The organism is Geodermatophilus sp. URMC 64 (assembly GCF_053502555.1).
This window is the reverse complement of sequence record NZ_CP199955.1, coordinates 2,205,266-2,222,257: the sequence shown is the minus strand read 5'-3', so window position 1 is coordinate 2,222,257 and position 16,992 is coordinate 2,205,266. Positions and strand designations below refer to the sequence as shown.

Below are 16,992 nucleotides of genomic sequence, written 5' to 3'. Positions count from 1 at the left end.
CCGGCCCGGCGAGCTCGCACTCGGGGCCCGGCACCGTCGCCGGGGAAGGGAACACCGTGACGACCACCACCGTCCCGCCGCGCAACGCCGACGACCCCGCGCCCCCGCGGGGCGGCCTGAGCCGGTTCTGGGACCGCACGCTGCCGCACTACCCGGAGAACGGGCCGCGGGCCCTCTACCTGGGCATCACCGTGCTCGCGACGGTGGTCCTGTACTACGAGCTCTACATCGGCGGCGCGGTCGCGACGCAGATCATCGCCGACTTCGGGATGTCGTTCACGTTCTTCGTGTTCGTCTCGGTCATCGGCAACGCGGTCGGCGCCTTCGCGTCGCTCTTCGCCGGGCTGGCCGACCGCTGGGGCCGCGCCAACCTCGTCGTCTGGGGCCTGCTGGTCACCGGCCTGATCATCCTGTTCGGGCTGCCGCTCGCGCCGAACAAGACCGTCTACACGGTCCTGTTCGCGCTGCTGAGCCTGGTCGAGGGCATCGTCCTGGTGGCCACGCCGGCGCTGATCCGCGACTTCTCGCCGCAGGTCGGCCGGGGCGTGGCGATGGGCTTCTGGACCCTCGGCCCGGTGCTCGGCAGCCTGGTGGTCACCACGGTCTCCAGCAACACCCTCGACGACCACCCCGACTGGCGCTTCCAGTTCTACGTCTGCGGCATCGCCGGGCTCGTCGTCTTCCTGGTCGCGCTCGTCGGCCTGCGCGAGCTCTCCCCCGCGCTGCGCGACCAGCTGATGGTGAGCATGCGCGACCGCGCGCTGATCGAGGCGCGCGCGGCCGGCATCGACCCGGAGCAGGCGGTCAAGGGCTCGTGGCGGCAGATGCTGCGCTTCGACATCGTCGGCTCGGCGTTCGCGATCAGCGTCTTCCTGCTCCTGTACTACGCGCTGGTCGGCTTCGTCGTCGTCTACTTCGCGACCGTCTACGGCTACTCCGAGCAGCGGGCCAACGGGCTGGCCAACTGGTACTGGGGCTTCAACGCCATCGGCCTGGTGCTCTTCGGCCTGCTGTCGGACAAGCTGCGCGTCCGGAAGCCGTTCATGGTCGTGGGCACGCTGATCAGCCTGGTGGGCGGCGTGCTGTTCACGCTGGCGGCGACCGAGCCGGACACCGGCTACTACAGCTTCGCCGTCTACTTCGTGCTCAGCTCCGTCGGCGGCGGCATGGCCTACGTCGCGTGGATGGCGTCGTTCACCGAGACCGTCGAGAAGCACAACCCGGCGGCCACGGCGACCGGCCTGGCGGTGTGGGGCTGGATCCTGCGGATCGTCGTGACGGTGTCGCTGGCGGTGCTCACCCTCGTCGTCCCCGCGACCTCGACCCTGGTCGACCAGGGCTCGCGGATCACGGCGATGCAGGAGGAGCACCCGACGGAGTTCGCGATCGTCACGGGCATCGACCCCGACCTGGCGGCGCAGGTCCAGTCCGACCCGACGGACCAGGAGTCGCTGGCGACCCTGCTCGGTCAGGTGGCCCGCGCCGAGGGCGCGAGCGAGGACGAGGCCTCCGGCGTGGAGTCGGTGGTCCGCGACGGCCAGCTGGCCACCGTGCAGGTGATCGCGCCGGACACGCTCGCGGCACTGCAGGCCAACCCCTTCGACCAGGCGGCCCAGGGTGCGGCGGTGCAGCAGATCATGGCCGGCCTCGGCGTCGACCAGCAGACGGCGACCGGGCTGCTCACCAGCCTGGCCTCCGCCGACGTCCAGGCGAACCTGCAGGCGGCCGGGCAGTACGCCGCGGACCTGCAGGCCGCTCCGGCGGCGTTCGAGGACGGCGACCTCGAGTACCTCGCGGAGAACGGTCCGGCGGTCGCCGAGGCCGCCGAGGAGATCCCCGGCCAGTGGCAGACCTGGTGGTGGGTCTGCATCGCGGGTCAGATCCTCTTCCTGCCGTTCGTCTTCGTGATGGCCGGCCGGTGGAGCCCGCGGAAGGCCCGGGAGGACGAGCGGGTGCACGAGGAGATGGTGCAGCGCGAGCTGGCCGCCCTCGGCCGTACCTCGTAGCAACCGCACCGCCCGGGCGCCACACGGCGTCCGGGCGGTGCAACGGCACGATGATGTGCGGAGATGGTGCATTCCCGCGGGGCCGGTTCTAGCGGTCGTTGCAACACCTCGTTCGCCGAGGAGTTGCGATGCCGTACCAGTCCACCGACCCGTTGACCGTGCAGTTGTTCTTCGACCTGTGGGAGAAGACCGGGAACGTGGCCGAGTCCGCTCGCCAGCTCGGGCTGAGCAAGTGGACCTGTTACGCCTGGATCCGCCGCAAGGATCTGCCTCGTCGGCAACGACCGGCGCATCCGGGCAAGCGGCGCTATCTGCAGTTGCGGTCCGAGGGCGTGCCCCGTCGCCAGGCCGCAGCCGAGGCGGGGGTCGGGCTGACCGCGGCCGGCGAGTGGGACCTGGGCATCCGCCGTGTCCAGATCGAGGGACAGCGGCTGCGAATCTCCGGCCAGTTGGCCGATCACGTCTCGGTGCGTACTCGCCCGGTTCCGGCCCCGGTGCCCGACCTCCATCCTCGCTACCTATCCCTGCTCGAGCGGGAGCAGATCGCCGATCTGCACCGTGCGGGGCGCTCGATCCGGCAGATCGCCGCCGAGCTCGGCCGGGCCCCGTCCACGATCAGCCGAGAGATCCGGCGCAACCGCGATCCGTGCGGCCGGTATCTGCCCCATGCCGCGCACCGGGCCGCGGCCGGACGTCGTCCGCGGCCCAAGACGGCCAAGTTGGTGGCCAACCGGAAGCTGGCCACCTGGATCCGGCGCAAGCTGAAACGGCGCTGGTCACCGCAGCAGATCGCGGCCCGCCTACGCTGCGAATTCCCCGATCGGCCGGAGATGCGGGTGTGCCACGAGACGATCTACCAGGCCCTGTATCTGCAGGCCCGCGGCGGTCTGCGCCGGGAGGTGGCCACCGCGCTGCGCACCGGCCGGGCGCGCCGCAGGTCCCAGCGTGACCCAGCCGCCCGCCGGCCCCGCTTCGCCGACCCGATGCTGCTGATCAGCGACCGGCCGGCCGAGGTCGCCGACCGCGCCGTGCCCGGGCACTGGGAGGGCGACCTGATCATCGGCGCCGACGGCGCCTCGGCGATCGGCACGCTGGTCGAGCGCAGCACCCGCTACGTGTTGCTGGTGCACCTGCCCGGCGGTGACCGCAGCGCCGAGGCCGTCCGCGATCAGCTCATCCCCACCATGATCACGTTGCCGGCGCACCTGCGCCGCTCGCTGACCTGGGACCAGGGCTCGGAGATGGCCGCCCACCGCACCTTCAGCATTGCCACCGACATGCCCGTCTACTTCTGCGACCCGGCCAGCCCCTGGCAGCGCGGCAGCAACGAGAACACCAACGGACTGCTCCGCCAGTACTTCCCCAAGGGCACCGACCTCTCGGCCCACACCCCTCAGCACCTCGCCGCAGTCGCCGCCGAACTTAACGGCCGCCCCCGTCAGACACTGAACTGGCGCACCCCCGCCGAAGCCCTGCGTGATCTACTCGATCAAGCCGCCTGACCACCCAGGTGTTGCGACGACCCCTCGAAACCGCCCGGAGAGAATGCGCCCTCCGCGCACATCACTCCCAGAGCGTCGTCAGAGGCCGGTGCCGCGGGCGACCAGCTTCCAGTAGGTGCCGGGCAGCAGGCGGACCAGGGCGTCGGGGATCTTGGCGCTGGCGCCGATCAGCAGCCGCGGCCGGCGCTTCTCGATCGCGGCGACGATCTGCGCGGCCGCGGTCTCCGGCGGGATCCGCAGCAGCTTGGCGAACTGCTTCTTGCCCTCGGCGACCTCCTCCTCGGAGACGCCGGAGCCGGTGCGGGCGGTCTCCGCGATGCGGGTGCGGATGCCCCCGGGGTGGACGACGGTCACGCCGACGCCGTCCTCGGCGAGCTCGTGCCGCACCGACTCGGAGAAGCCGCGGACGGCGAACTTGCTGGCCGCGTAGGCCGCCTGCCCGGGCGGGGCGAAGATGCCGAAGACGCTGGACACGTTGACCAGGTGCGCGCCCGGGTGCCCCTTGAGCACCGGCAGCAGCGCGTGCGTCAGCCGCACGACGGCGCGGAAGTTGATCGCCATCACCCAGTCGAACTCCTCGAGGGTGACCTGGTCGAACCGGCCGCCGAGCGCGACGCCGGCGTTGTTCACCAGCAGCGTGATCTCGGGGTGCTCGGCGGCCAGCCGTGACCCGATCTCCTGCGCCGCCTCGTCGGTGGCCAGGTCGACGACGTAGGTGGTCAGCTTCCGGCCGGGGTGCCGAGACCGGACGGCCTCGGCCACGCCGACCAGCCGCTCCGCGTCGCGGTCGAGCAGGACCAGGTCGCTCCCCCGGGCCGCCAGCGCGTGCGCGAGCGCCTCGCCGATGCCGCTGGCCGCCCCGGTGACCGCCGCCGTCCCGCCGGCGAAGACGTAGGGCTGCATCAGGCGGCCACCTCGCGGGGTGCGACCGTGGCGCGCTGGAAGGTGATCCCCTCGTCCTCGACCGGGCCGCGGTTCATGATCCGCCGGTCGAGGAAGTAGTTCTGGTACACCCGCCACGGGGCGCGCGAGCCCTGCCTGGGCAGCTGCGCGAGGCTGCGCTGGATGTAGCCGGAGGTCAGGTCGACGAACGGCGCGCTGCCCCCCTCGGGCGGCGCCACCGGCGTCGCCGAGACGTAGCCGTGCGCGTCGAGGTGGTTGAGCAGCCGGCAGACGTAGCGGTTGATCAGGTCCGCCTTCAGCGTCCACGAGGCGTTGGTGTAGCCGAAGACCATGTCGAGGTTCGGCACGCCGGAGAACATCATCCCCTTGTAGGAGACCCGGGTGGACGGGTCGACCTTCTCCCCGTCGACGGTCAGGGTCATGCCGCCGAGGGGCTGCACCTGCAGGCCGGTCGCGGTCACGACGATGTCGGCCGGGATCGCCCGCCCGGACTCGAGCTCGACGCCGTCCTCGGTGAAGGTCCGGATCCGGTCGGTCACGACCTCGGCCCTGCCCGAGCGCAGCGCCCGGAACAGGTCGCCGTCCGGGACCAGGCACAGCCGCTGGTCCCACGGGTCGTAGGGCGGCGCGAAGTGCGTATCGACGTCGTAGCCCTCGGGCAGGGCCCTGACCTGGCCCTTGCGCACGAGCGCCTTCATCGCCTCGGGCCGGCGCCGGCTGAACTGGTACATGAGCGTGCTGAGCAGGAGGTTCTTGGCCCGCACCACCCGGTAGACGGCGGTGGGCGGCAGCTTGCCGCGCAGCGTCCGGGCGAGGGGGTCCTCCCCCGGCAGCGAGACGATGTAGCTGGGCGTCCGCTGCAGCATCGTGACGTGCTCGGCCCGGTCGGTCAGGCTCGGCACCAGGGTGACGGCGGTGGCGCCGCTGCCGATCACCACGACCCGCTTGCCCGTGTGGTCGAGGTCCTCCGGCCAGTGCTGCGGGTGGACGATCTGCCCGCCGAAGCGCTCCTCGCCCTCGAACCGGGGGCGGAAGCCCTCGTCGTAGCGGTAGTAGCCGGCGCAGACCGACAGCCACGAGCAGGTGAGCTGCACGGTCTCGCCGGTGTCGGTGCGCTCGGCGGTGACCGTCCAGCGCGCGTCCTCGCTGGACCACTCGGCCGCGACCACGCGGTGGGAGTAGCGGATCGCCTCGTCGACCCGGTACTCGCGGGCGGTCTCCTCGATGTAGCGCCGGATCGACGGCCCGTCGGCGATCGACTTCCGGTCCGTCCACGGCCGGAACTGGTAGCTCAGCGTGAACATGTCGGAGTCCGAGCGCACGCCCGGGTAGCGGAAGAGGTCCCACGTCCCGCCGATGGCCTCACGGGCCTCGAGGATGGCGAAGGACCTGCCGGGGCACTCGGTCCGCAGCCGGCAGGCCGCGCCGATGCCGGACAGGCCCGCGCCGACGATCAGCACGTCGACGTGCTCTGCGGGGCGGGGGTCGGACAGGTCGGGGACGTCGAGGGGCTGCGCTGCCACCGAGTCACCCTATCGACAGTCCGTCGAAAGGGTCAACAGCATGTTGAGGCCCGCGTCACAGCTCGGCTAGGGTACGGCGGTGGTCGCCTTCCCTCCCCGCACGCGCCCCGGCACCCGGGGCCGCCGCGCGCCGCGGCCCTCGGGGGACGACCGCGAGCTGGCCATCCTCGCGACCGCCGAGCGGCTGCTCGCCGACCGCCCCCTGTCGGCGATCTCCGTGGACGACCTCGCGCGCGGCGCCGGCATCTCCCGGCCCACCTTCTACTTCTACTTCCGCTCCAAGGACGCCGTCCTGCTGACCCTGCTGGACCGGGTCATCGCGGAGGCCGACCGGGCGTCGGCGGAGTCCTTCGCCGCGCGCAGCGGGGACCGCCGCACGGACTGGCGGAACGGGATCAAGGCGTACTACGAGACCTTCCGCGAGCACCGCAGCGTGGCGCTGGCCCTGGCCGAGGCCCGCGCGACCAACGGGGAGGTCCGGGAGCTCTGGGCGCGGGTGTTCGAGCAGTGGGTGCAGAACTGCACCGCCCTGATCGAGGCCGAGCGCGCGCACGGCGCCGCTCCCCCGGGGCCGCCGGCCCGGGAGCTGGCGATCGCGCTGAACTCGATGAACGAGCGGACCCTGCACGGCACCTTCAGCGGGGACGGGCCGGCGATCCCGGCGGAGGACGTCGTCGACGTGCTCCTCGACGTCTGGCTGACCGCGATCTACCACACGCGCACCCCCGGCTGAGCAGGAGCGTCGTGCCGGGCCCGGAAGGTCCTGCCGACGTCCGGCCGGGGTCGGAAGACCCTGCCGGATCCGGGTCCGCGCGGTGTCGACTCCCCGGCATGGACGCCACGCTCGCGCGCGGCGCGGGCCGGTCCACCCTGCCCGCGTCCGGCGCCGGCCCGGCCGAGCGACCGCAGCGGCACCCCGGGGATCTGCTGCGGGCGGGGCTCGGCCTCGCCGTCCTCGGGCTGGGCTTCCTGCTCGCGCAGCAGGGCCAGCTGTCGACGTTCGAGCGGGACCTGTTCCGCATCGTGAACGACCTGCCCGGCTTCGCCTTCCCGGTGGTCTGGGCGGTCATGCAGCTCGGCAACGTCCTGGCCGTGCCCACCATGGCGGCGCTCGCCGCCGTCACCCGGCACTTCCGGATGGCCCGGGACCTGCTCATCTCCGGCCTGCTGGCCTACCTCGCCGCCGACCTGGTGAAGGCCGTCGTCGGCCGGGAGCGGCCGGCCGGCCTGCCCGTCGGCGCGGTCCTGCACGAGGGCGTCACCAGCGGCGCGGGCTTCATCAGCGGGCACTCCGCGGTGGCCGCCGCGATGGCCACCGCCGCCGCGCCGTACCTCTCCCGCCGGTGGCGCCGCGTGGTCTGGGTGCTGGCCTGGACGGTCGGCCTGGCCCGCATCTACGTGGGCGCCCACCTGCCGCTCGACGTCGTGGGCGGACTGGCCGCCGGCTGGGCGATCGGCTCGCTGGTGCACTGGGGCTTCGGCGTGCCCCGCTGGCAGCCGGGGGCGGCTCGGGTGGCCGGGATCCTGCGGCGCATGGGCCTGCCCGTGGACGACGTCGTCCCGGCCGGGGCGGGTGCGCGCAGCTCGCACCCCTTCACCGCCGTCGACGGCGGCGGCCGGCGGGTGTTCGTCAAGGTCCTCGACCCGGACCGCTACGAGCGGGACTGGCTGTTCCGGCTGGCGCGGGTGATCGGCGCGCGCGAGGTCAAGGACGCCGACGCGCTCGCGCCGCTGGGGCAGCAGGCCGAGCACGAGGCGGTGGCCGCGCTGACCGCCGCGCAGCGCGGCGTCCGCGTGCCGCCGGTGCTGCTCGCGCGGGGCAGCAACCGCGGCGCCGTCGTCGTCCAGGTGCACGTCACCGGCCGGACGCTGGACCGGCTGCCGGCGGCGGAGTTGACCCCCGAGCTGCTCGACCGGGTGTGGGAGCAGGTGGCGCTGCTGCACGCGGCGCGCATCGCGCACCGCGACCTCGGCTCGTCGAGCGTGCTGGTCGACGACGACGGCCGCCCGTGGCTGGTCGACTTCGGCAACGCCGAGACCGGTGCGGACGACGACACGCTCGCCGGGGACGTCGCCGAGCTGATGGCGTCGCTGGCCCCGCGGGTGGAGCCCGCCGAGGTCGTCGCGGGCGCCGTCCGGCGGCTGGGCACCGCGGCCGTGTCGGCGGCGCTGCCCCGGCTCGCCCCGCTGGCGCTCTCCGCCGCCACCCGCGCCGAGCTGCAGGCCGACCGCGCGCCGCTGACGGCGCTGCGCCGCGAGGTGCGCCACCAGGTCGGGGTCCCGGACCCGGCCCGGCTGCAGTTCGGTCCCGCCGGCGCGGGCGCCGTGCTGGCGGTGGCCGCCGCCGCGGCCGTGGTGCTGGTGGGGTTCACCTGGCTGACCGGTGCGACCACGGTGTTCGAGGCGGTGGAGCTCAACGGCTGGCGCTGGCTCGGCGGCGCCGTGGCCCTCGCCGTCCTCGCCCGGGGCGCGACGGCCGCCGCGGTCGAGATGGCGGTCGAGCGGCGGCTGGCCCTGGGGCGGATCTTCGCCGCCACCCTCACCACCGACGGCGCGACGCTGCGCCGTGGTCCGGTCGACCGGCGGCTGGTCGCGGTCCGCTTCCTCGAACGGGCCGGCGTGCTGCCGGAGTCGGCGGAGCGGGCGATCGACCGCTACGACGCCGGTGCGGTGGCGGCGACGCTGCTCGTCGCCGCCGGCTCGGTCGGCCTCGCCCTGAGCGAGGGGCGGCTGTCCGGCTGGCAGGCGCCGCCGCGCCCGGCGGCGCTGCTCGCCGTCGGCGCCGCCGCGCTGCTGCTCGCCCTCGCCGGCCAGCTGCTGGCCGGCCGGAACGTCCGACCCGGCGGGCCGCGGCCGGCCCAGCTGCGCGCGCGGTTGCTCGGCCTGCCGCGCGACCTTCGCCCGGGGCGGGGAGAAGGCATGCAGCCGTGGGCGGTCCAGGTCGGCTGGTCAGGGCTCCGCCTCGCGCTCGAGGCCGCGGCGCTGGCGGCGGCGCTGCACGGCGTGGGCGGGCGGGTGCCGGTGCTGGCCACCGTCTCCGTCTACGCCGTCCTGCGACTGCTGTGGGCGGTCCTGCCCCTGACCGGCGCCCCGGGATTCGCCGAGGCGGGGCTGCTGCTCGGCCTGACCGCGGTCGGCGCGCCACTCGCCGCGGCCGGTGCCGCCGTCCTCACCGTGCGCGTGCTCACCTTCTGGCTGCCCGCGGCGCTGGGCTGGGCGCTGGGCGACCGGCTCGAGCGGCGGCTGGTGCTGTGAGCACCGCGGTGGTCCGGCGGCCGGCCGACGCCTGGCTCGCGCTCGGCGGCGCCGCCGTCACCGCCGGCTGCGCGGTCCTCGCGTCCTCCGGCACCGTAGGGGCCGTGGAGCGGGCGGTCTTCCGGGCGGTGAACGGGCTGCCCGACGCGCTGCGCTGGCCGCTGTGGGTCTTCCAGCTGGCCGGCGTCCTCGGCGTGCCGCTGCTGGTGGCCGCGGTCGCGGCGCTCACCCGGCACTGGCGGCTGGCGGCCGGGCTGGTGCTGCTGGTGCCGTTGAAGCTGTTCGTCGAGAAGGAGGTGCTCAAGGCTCTGGTGCAGCGGGAGCGGCCGGGGACGACGATCCCCGGCGCGGTGCTGCGCGACGTCCCGTCGGCCGGGGTCTCGTTCCCGTCCGGGCACGCCATCATCACCTTCGGGATCGTGGTGCTCGTGGCGCCGTACGTGGCGCGCCGCTGGCAGTGGCTGCTGCTGCTCGTCGCAGTGCTGAACGCGGTGGCCCGCGTCTACCTGGGCGCACACGCGCCGCTCGACGTCCTCGGCGGGGCGGCCGCCGGGATCACGGTCGGGGCACTGCTGAACCTGGCGCTCGGGGTGCCGCGGCGCACAGCTCGTCCAGCGCCGCCTGCAGCGCCCGGGCCAGCACGGGCAGGTCCGGGACCCGCTCCGGATCGGCGACCGCCGTCACCGTGAGCGTCCCCGCGTAGGACAGGGCGACGAAGGACACCGTGACGTTGCCGCCGTCCCCCACCGACAGCGGGATCAGGGTGGCCACCGGCGCCCCGGCGAGGGACACCGCGCTCCGCGGACCGGGGACGTCGCTGACCAGCGTGTGGAGCATCCGCTGCCGCCGCAGCCACCGGCGGTAGAGGCCGAGCGAGGCAGCGGCGCGCAGCACCGGCGCGAGGACGGCGCCGGCCTCCGGATCGGCCATCTCCGCCCGGTGCCGGGCGACGACGCCGGCGGTCCGGCGCAGCCGCTCCTCCGCGGTGCCGGCCGACGGGACGCCGACGGCGAGCGGCGCCACCGCGTTGGCGAACTCCCCGACGCCCGCGGTGCGGTGGACGGCGACCGCCACCCCGACGCGGAACTCGCCGACCGCCTCGCGGCGTGCCGCGAGCAGGTCGCGCAGGGCACCGGCGACGGCCGACAGGAGGGCGTCGTTGACGGTTGCCCCGGCCGCCGCCGCGGCCGCGTGCACCGCGGCGAGGTCGGCGCGGGCGACGGCGAACGCCCGACGGGGGCCGGTCGGAGCCAGCAGCGAGCACGGCTCGGCGGGCGGGCCGGACAGCGCGCCGCGGGCTCGGCGCAGCGCCCGGACGGCGGCCGGGGTCCGCCCGAGGGCGGCCAGCCGGGACCGGGCGGCGTCGGCCACGAGGGCCCGGTAGCCCGGCCGGGCGGTCGCGGGCGGCCGGGGCCCCGGCCCGGGGTCGACCAGCCGCCCGAGGACCGCGAGGCCCCCGAGGCCGTCGGCGACCGTGTGGTCCACCAGGAGGACCAGTGCGCTGCGCCCGGCCGCCAGCCCGGTCACCACCGTGGCCGTCCACAGCGACCCGGCCGGCTCGAACGGCGCGCCCGCCAGGTCCGCCACCAGGCCCAGCAGCGCCGCCTCGTCCCCGGGTGCCGGGCACCGCCGCACCCGGACGGCGGCGTCGGGGTCGAGGCCCGGGTCCTCCGCCCAGATCGGCCGGCCGGCGCCGGGCGGCAGGCGCACCATCCGCTCGTGCAACCGCGGCACCGCGCCCAGCCGGGCGGCGACGACCCGGCGCAGCTCCTCCGGATCGGGCGCCGGCGCGTCGAGGACCAGCACCGCCCCCATGCGCTCGGGCACCGGGCTGTGCGCGGCCCGGGCCCGCATCGCGAGGTCTCCGGCGCTCGCCCGCTCGATCGTCATGGTGCCGACGGTGCCGCCCGCCGGCGCCGGGCGGGCAGGGCCGAAGGTCGGCCGCGCCCGGGCCGAGGGACGCCGGAACGCCCGCCGCGGGCGCTCCGGGTGCCCGATGATGCGCAACACCCGTCGACGAAGGAGCCGTCATGAACCCGTCCTCCCTAATCCCCGCCGTGCGCGACGCGATGACCGTGTCGCGGGTGTTCGGGGAGCCGTACGAGCGCGACGGGGTCACGGTGATCCCGGCGGCGTCCGTCCGCGGCGGCGGTGGTGGCGGGACCGGCAGGAAGCAGGACACCGGCGAGGAGGGCGAGGGCGGCGGCTTCGGGCTGATCGCCCGGCCGGCGGGCGCCTACGTCGTCAAGGACGGCGCGGTCACCTGGCACCCCGCCGTCGACGTCAACCGGATCGTCGCCGCCGGCGTGCTCGGCTGGGTCCTCGCGGTCTGGGCGGTGGCCCGCGCCGTCCGCCGCCGCTAGTTCACGAGGACGGCGGCACCGCCGAAGCGGCCGTGTGCGAGGTCGGCCAGCGCCCGCGGCGCATCCGCCATCGGGTAGGCCACCGTCGTCGCCCGGACGCCGAGCCGCTCGGCCAGGCGCAGGAACTCCTCGCCGTCCCGCCGGGTGTTGGCGGTGACGCTGCGCAGCCGCCGCTCCTCGAACAGCTCGGCGGCGTAGTCCAGGCCGGGGATCGCGGACAGCCAGATGCCGGCCACCGCCAGGGTGGCGCCGCGGTCGAGGGCCCGGAGCGCGACCGGCACGAGGTCGCCCGCCGGGGCGAAGAGGATCGCGCCGTCGAGCGGCTCGGGCGCGGGGTCGGCCGGCCCGCCCACCGAGTCCGCGCCGAGCTCGGCGGCCAGCGCGCGGTTGTGCTCGCCGCGGGTGAACACGTGCACCCGCATGCCCTGGGCCAGTGCCACCTGCGCGGTCAGGTGCGCGCTGCCGCCGAAGCCGTAGATGCCGAGCCGGCCGCCGGGCGGCACGGCCGCGCAGCGCAGCGCCCGGTAGCCGATGATCCCGGCGCACAGCAGCGGCGCGGCCTGCTCGTCGTCCAGCGTCCCGGGCAGCCGGTAGGCGAACGCCTCGTCAACCAGGCAGGCGTCGGCGTAGCCGCCGTCGACGTCCCAGCCGGTGAACACCGGGGCGGTGCAGAGGTTCTCGTCGCCGCGCCGGCAGTACCGGCACGAGCCGTCGGTGCGGCCCAGCCAGGCGACGCCGACCCGCTCCCCCACCGCGAACCGCGCGGCGCCGGCGCCGCGGGCGTCGACCACGCCGACGACCTCGTGCCCCGGGGTGACGGCCGGCCGGCGCGGCGGCAGGTCGCCCTCGGCCAGGTGCAGGTCGGTCCGGCACACGCCGCAGCAGCGGACGCGGACCCGCACCTGGCCGGGACCGGGTTCGGGCAGGGCGCGCTCCACCCGCCGCAGCGGACCGTCGTCGATCGGTCCCGGGCGGTCGACCACCCAGGCCTGCACCGCCGCGACCTCAGCCGGCGGCGGTCGCGGTGGCCCGGGCCGGCCGGTCGACCGGGGTGCCCGGGCGCGCGTGCACGACGAGCACCGGGCAGGGCGCGTGCATGACGCAGTGCAGCGCGGTGGACCCGAGGACGACGCCCTGCAGCTGGTTGCGGCTGCGGCTGCCCACCACGAGCAGCCGGGCGCCTCGGGCCTGCTCGACGAGCACGTGCCCGGGGTGCCCCTCCACGGCGGCCACCCGGACGGCGTCGCGCTCGTCCTCGCCCAGCACCTCGGCGACGAGCGCCTCCCCGCGGGTGCGCGCGTGCTCGGCGCCCTCCCCGACCGGCGGGGCCATGACCGCGTACAGGTCGCTCCAGTAGTTCGGCGCCTCGTAGGCCAGGACGGCGTCGACGCGGGCACCGAACCGCCGCGCCTGGGCCACCGCCGTCGTGAGCGCGGCCCGGGCGTGCTCGGAGGAGTCCAGCCCGACCACCACCCGGGCAGGTTCCGACACCGGCGCCGCATGGACGACGACGACCGGGCAGCGGGCGTGCGCCGCGCAGTGCAGCGCGACCGAGCCCGCGACCGTGCTGCGCACGGCGCCCCGGCCGCGGCTGCCGACCACGAGCAGCGCCGCGCCCTCCGAGCGCTGCACCAGGTGCGGGGCGGGTGATCCGGCGACGGCCAGCACCGACACCTCCACGGCGGGAGCGGCCGGGTCGCTGCGCACCTCGTCGACCATCGCCCGCGCGCGGGCCTCGGTGTCGGCGCGGATGCTGTCGATCCGGCCGGTGTCGAGCAGCTGGGGATCGGCCCAGTAGAAGTCGACCGGGAAGGCGGTGACCACCTCGAGGGCGGCGTCGCGGGCCGCCGCCTCCGTCAGCGCCCAGGCCAGCGCCGCACGGGCGCCGTCCGAGCCGTCGATGCCGACGACGACCCGCTGCCCCGCGTTCTCCACGGCCTGCTCCTTCCGCATCCCGGTTCCTGGCTGTCGCCCCGCATGCGAGATGCGTGATCTCGTGGCTTCCCCGCCGTCATGGCCACGAGATCACGCATCTCGCCGGCTCAGCTCGTCGGCGGACGCGCCACCTCCGCCTCGGCCTCCGGCGCCGTCGGCGCGGCCGGGCCCCGCGGCGCCGGGATCTCGGCCGCCGGCCCCTGCGGCCGCCGCGCCGCGAGCCCGACGAGCAGGCCCCCGAGGGCGAGCAGCACCGCGCCGGCCGCCAGCACGCCGGCGGCCACCCAGCCGAGGTTGGGCGCCGTGACACCGGCGCGCACGTCCGCGGTCACGCGGGCACCGCCGTCGGCCCGCATCACCACGAGCGTCCAGTCGCCGTCCGAGGGCCGCCAGGTGAGCGACTGCGTGCCCGGCCCGCTCGCCGACGCCACCCAGATGCCGGCGTCCGCGGGCGACTGCGCGGGCGCGCCGCCGGAGCGCTCCGTGACCGCGAACCGGTCGGGGTCCCCCCGGTCCAGGCCGACGCTCAGGTCGTCGAGCTGCCCGTACCCGACGCCGCGCAGGTAATCGGCCGCATCGGCACTGCGGGCCACCCCGACGAACAGGTCGCCGTCCCCGACGGGTGCGACCTCGAGGCGGGCGGTGCCGATCACGGAGTCGACGGCCCAGTCCAGCCCCTCACCCTCCAGCTGCAGAGTCTCGCTGACCACCGCGTACCCGTCCGTGCTGATCCGCGCGTCCGGCGACATCAGGTAGCCGCCGTCCCGCTGGGTGCGGTCGGCCCAGAGGAGGGCGCCCCCGCCGACCAGCGTGCCGGCGGCCGCGAACAGCAGGATCACGCCGATCACGAGCGCCACGACCCGGCCCGCGGTCCAGCTGGACGGCCGGGCGGCGGCGGACGGCGGCGGGTACGCGCTCACCGGGGTCCCGGACGGCGCGGGCGGCACCGGGACGGCCGGGACCGAGCCCGGGTCGGGGCCGCCCAGGTCCAGCCGGAACGGCGGATAGGCGTCGGTCATCAGGCCGGCGTAGGCGGCCACCCGCAGCGCCCACCGGTCCATGCCGAGGACGAAGTCGTAGAGGGGACGCGGGTAGCGGCCGGTGAACAGCAGCACGATCCCGGCGATGAGGACGAGCAGCCCGACGAGGCCGCCCGCGCCCCAGCTGCTGTCCCAGATCCCGTCGGCGTCGGTGGCGCGGGTGCCGAACCAGATCCCGCCCCCGATGAACACCGCGAGGATCAGGTAGTGCGGGATGGCCAGCAGCCACCACTTCACCAGCACCAGGCCGCGGGAGAGCCGCTCCGGGTAGGGCACCTCGTAGTGCGCCGGGTAGTCGGCGACGTCGGCGAGGGTGAACGGCGGGTACCGGTCGGTGCCCAGCGCCCCGTAGCCGTAGTAGTTGACCCGCCAGGTCCAGCGCAGCACCCCGACGTTGAAGTCGAACAGGCCGCGCGGGTAGCGCCCGGTGATCAGGATCGCGAAGAACGCGATGACGCCGACCACGCAGAAGGCGGCCCACAGGAACACCAGCACCACGTAGTGCGGGATCAGCAGCAGCCACTTGACCAGCCACAACCCGCGCGACGCCGACGGGTCCGGGGACGCGTCGACGCGCACGGGATAGGGCCGTTGGCTCTCGATCATGCAGGCCTCCTCGGCCGGCGGCGACGGACGGCGATCGCCCGCGGCGCACCGGTGGGACGAGCCTGGTGCCGCCCGCGCGCGGGGGGACACGGACCTTGGTCTCCCCGCGAGAGGACCGCCGACCCCTGCGCCGGGACGGCCGCGGGCGCAGCGTGGGGGGACCGTCGATCAGGAGCCGTCGATGTCCCCTCCCCTCGCGCTGACCTCGTCCGGCGGCTCTCTCGCGGGGACCCCGGCGCGGGCGCGGGAGCAGGCCGTCGACCTCGCTCTCCGGGCCGCCGCGGCGCCCGGCCCGCCGCCGTGGCTGCTCGAACCGCGACCGGACCGGCTCGTCGTCCGCACCGACCCGCGCCGGCGGCTGCCCGCCGACGACCCGGCGGGCCGCCAGCTGGTGCGCAGCGCCGGCGCGGGGATCTTCTCCGCCCGGGTCGCGCTGGCGGCCGCCGGGTGGGCCGCGGACGTCGATCGGCTGCCCGACCCGGAGGACCCCGACCTGCTCGCCGTCGTCCGGCCGGTCCCGGGTGAGCCGGACGCCGCGCTCGCGGCCCTGGCCCCCGCCGGTGCACGCCGCACACCGCCCGCGGACCGGATGCCCGTCCCCCTCCTGCGCCGCCTCACCGCCGCGGCCGCGCAGGAGGGGGCGCTGCTCGTCCCGGTGCGCAGCGAGCACCGGGCCCTCGTGACCCGGCTGATCGAGCACGCCGACCGGCTGCTGCACGACGGGTCCGCCCGCGACGAGCCCGGCGGGGGGTCGCTGGTGCTGATCGCCACCCCCACCGACGACCGGCGGGCCTGGCTGCGGTGCGGCGAGGCGGTGCAGCGGACGCTGCTCGAGCTCGCCGCCCTGGGCTGGGCGGCCGCACTGCTGACCTCGGCGATCGAGGTGCCGCTGACCCGCACCCAGCTGCGTTCGGCGCTCACCTGGCACGCCCACCCGCAGCTGCTGCTGCGGCTCGGGCGCGCGGCCGCCGCACCCGCCTCGCCCCCGCACCCGCGGGGGGAGCCCGACGGAGGAGGAGCGCGATGAACCCCGACCCGCGCCCGGTGGTGGTCGGCGTCGACGACACACCGGAGTCCCTCGCCGCGGCCGCGGCCGCCGCCGAGCTGGCCCGGGCGCGGCAGCTGCCGCTGCGGCTGGTGCGCGCGCTGCCGGCGGGCGCGGAGACGGTCCGCACGGCGGCGGCCGGCCGGCTGGACGCGGTGCGCCGGGCCGTGGCCGACGTCCTGCCCCACGACGCGGTCACCGCGGTCGTCCGGGCCGGGCCACCGGACCTCGTCCTGCTGCACGAGTCGCGGACGGCGGCGCTGCTCGTCGTCGGCCCGTCCGGCGGCGCGCGGTCGGGGCTGGACGAGACCGCCGAGGCCCTCGTCCGCGGCGCGCACTGCCCGGTGCTGCTCGCCCGGGTGCTGCCCGACGAGGGCGGCGTGGTTGTCGGCGTGGACGGCGGCCCGGGGACGGCGGCGCTGCTGGCGGCCGCCGCGGACGTAGCCATCCGGCGCGGCACGGCGCTGCTGGTCCTGCACGCCTGGGACCGGCCCTGCGGCGGCTCGGCGACGGTCGAGGCGGCGGTGGAGCAGGCCGAGCGGGAGCTGCTCGAGGGCTACGTCCGGCCGCTGCGGGAGGGTGCGCCGTCCCTCCCCGTCGACCTGCGCGTCGTGCACGCGCCGCCGGCGGAGGTGCTGGTGCAGGCCGCGCAGACGGCGGCGGTCGTCGTCGTCGGCCGCCGTCCCGGCCGGCGGGGCGGCACCGTGGCGGCGGTCGCGGACCGCGCTCCCGGCCCGGTGCTGGTCGTACCGCTGACCGCCGCCGCGGCCATCCCCCGGCCCCGGCGGGAGCTGGTGCCCACCCCGGCCTGAGG

13 protein-coding genes and 1 pseudogene are annotated in these 16,992 nt (G+C 76.1%); 8 read left to right on the top strand and 6 right to left on the bottom strand.

The features are described from left to right. The first annotated feature begins 56 nt into the window (after positions 1-56). Together ACWIYF_RS10910 and ACWIYF_RS10905 are read left to right on the top strand one after the other, a co-directional pair. Positions 57-2,006 (top strand): MFS transporter, encoded by a 1,950-nt coding sequence (locus ACWIYF_RS10910; protein ID WP_448628148.1) that lies wholly within the window; start codon positions 57-59, stop codon positions 2,004-2,006. Between the two features lie 311 nt (positions 2,007-2,317). Further along, complete coding sequence (locus tag ACWIYF_RS10905; RefSeq protein WP_448628742.1) at positions 2,318-3,508, top strand: IS30 family transposase; 1,191 nt, start codon at positions 2,318-2,320, stop codon at positions 3,506-3,508. Between the two features lie 78 nt (positions 3,509-3,586). Here the strand turns inward: ACWIYF_RS10905 and ACWIYF_RS10900 are convergent, their stop codons facing one another. Beyond that, positions 3,587-4,411, bottom strand: a complete 825-nt coding sequence (locus ACWIYF_RS10900; RefSeq protein ID WP_448628147.1) for an SDR family NAD(P)-dependent oxidoreductase — start codon at positions 4,409-4,411, stop codon at positions 3,587-3,589. Then, positions 4,411-5,934, bottom strand: coding sequence for a flavin-containing monooxygenase (locus ACWIYF_RS10895; protein ID WP_448628146.1), 1,524 nt, complete (start codon positions 5,932-5,934; stop codon positions 4,411-4,413). Before ACWIYF_RS10895 ends, ACWIYF_RS10900 begins: the two co-directional genes overlap by 1 nt. 79 nt (positions 5,935-6,013) lie before the next feature. On the opposite strand from ACWIYF_RS10895, the gene ACWIYF_RS10890 reads away from it, so the two are divergent. The 3 genes and pseudogenes from ACWIYF_RS10890 to ACWIYF_RS10880 form a co-directional block, all read left to right on the top strand. After that, positions 6,014-6,667, top strand: coding sequence for a TetR/AcrR family transcriptional regulator (locus ACWIYF_RS10890; protein ID WP_448628145.1), 654 nt, complete (start codon positions 6,014-6,016; stop codon positions 6,665-6,667). A 98-nt stretch (positions 6,668-6,765) separates the two neighbouring features. Further along, positions 6,766-9,189 (top strand): phosphatase PAP2 family protein, encoded by a 2,424-nt coding sequence (locus tag ACWIYF_RS10885; protein WP_448628144.1) that lies wholly within the window; start codon positions 6,766-6,768, stop codon positions 9,187-9,189. Then, positions 9,186-9,734: pseudogene (locus tag ACWIYF_RS10880) on the top strand (phosphatase PAP2 family protein); the annotation flags it as partial. The gene ACWIYF_RS10885 and the pseudogene ACWIYF_RS10880, both read left to right, overlap by 4 nt. Positions 9,735-9,744: 10 nt before the next feature. On the opposite strand, the gene ACWIYF_RS10875 reads toward ACWIYF_RS10880, so the two are convergent. Then, positions 9,745-11,079: a wax ester/triacylglycerol synthase domain-containing protein gene (locus ACWIYF_RS10875; RefSeq protein WP_448628143.1), complete on the bottom strand. Its 1,335-nt coding sequence runs from the start codon at positions 11,077-11,079 to the stop codon at positions 9,745-9,747. Between the two features lie 140 nt (positions 11,080-11,219). On the opposite strand from ACWIYF_RS10875, the gene ACWIYF_RS10870 reads away from it, so the two are divergent. Continuing rightward, positions 11,220-11,552: a hypothetical protein gene (locus tag ACWIYF_RS10870; RefSeq protein WP_448628142.1), complete on the top strand. Its 333-nt coding sequence runs from the start codon at positions 11,220-11,222 to the stop codon at positions 11,550-11,552. Here ACWIYF_RS10870 and ACWIYF_RS10865 read toward each other — a convergent pair. The 3 genes from ACWIYF_RS10865 to ACWIYF_RS10855 all read right to left on the bottom strand — a co-directional run bounded on the left by ACWIYF_RS10865 (position 11,549) and on the right by ACWIYF_RS10855 (position 15,133). Next, positions 11,549-12,547, bottom strand: a complete 999-nt coding sequence (locus ACWIYF_RS10865; protein WP_448628141.1) for a zinc-dependent alcohol dehydrogenase family protein — start codon at positions 12,545-12,547, stop codon at positions 11,549-11,551. The two genes, ACWIYF_RS10870 and ACWIYF_RS10865, sit on opposite strands and share 4 nt — an antisense overlap. Positions 12,548-12,557: 10 nt before the next feature. Continuing rightward, entirely contained in the window at positions 12,558-13,505 is a 948-nt protein-coding gene (locus ACWIYF_RS10860) for a universal stress protein (RefSeq protein WP_448628140.1), read from the bottom strand. Between the two features lie 89 nt (positions 13,506-13,594). Beyond that, positions 13,595-15,133, bottom strand: a complete 1,539-nt coding sequence (locus ACWIYF_RS10855; RefSeq protein WP_448628139.1) for a DUF4389 domain-containing protein — start codon at positions 15,131-15,133, stop codon at positions 13,595-13,597. 181 nt (positions 15,134-15,314) lie between these two features. Between ACWIYF_RS10855 and ACWIYF_RS10850 the strand changes: the two genes are divergently transcribed. After that, entirely contained in the window at positions 15,315-16,160 is an 846-nt protein-coding gene (locus ACWIYF_RS10850; protein WP_448628138.1) for a hypothetical protein, read from the top strand. After that, the gene (locus ACWIYF_RS10845; RefSeq protein ID WP_448628137.1) at positions 16,157-16,990 is read left to right on the top strand and encodes a universal stress protein; all 834 of its coding nucleotides are present in this window, start codon (positions 16,157-16,159) and stop codon (positions 16,988-16,990) included. The genes ACWIYF_RS10850 and ACWIYF_RS10845 overlap by 4 nt, the downstream gene beginning before the upstream one ends. Positions 16,991-16,992: the final 2 nt, after the last annotated feature.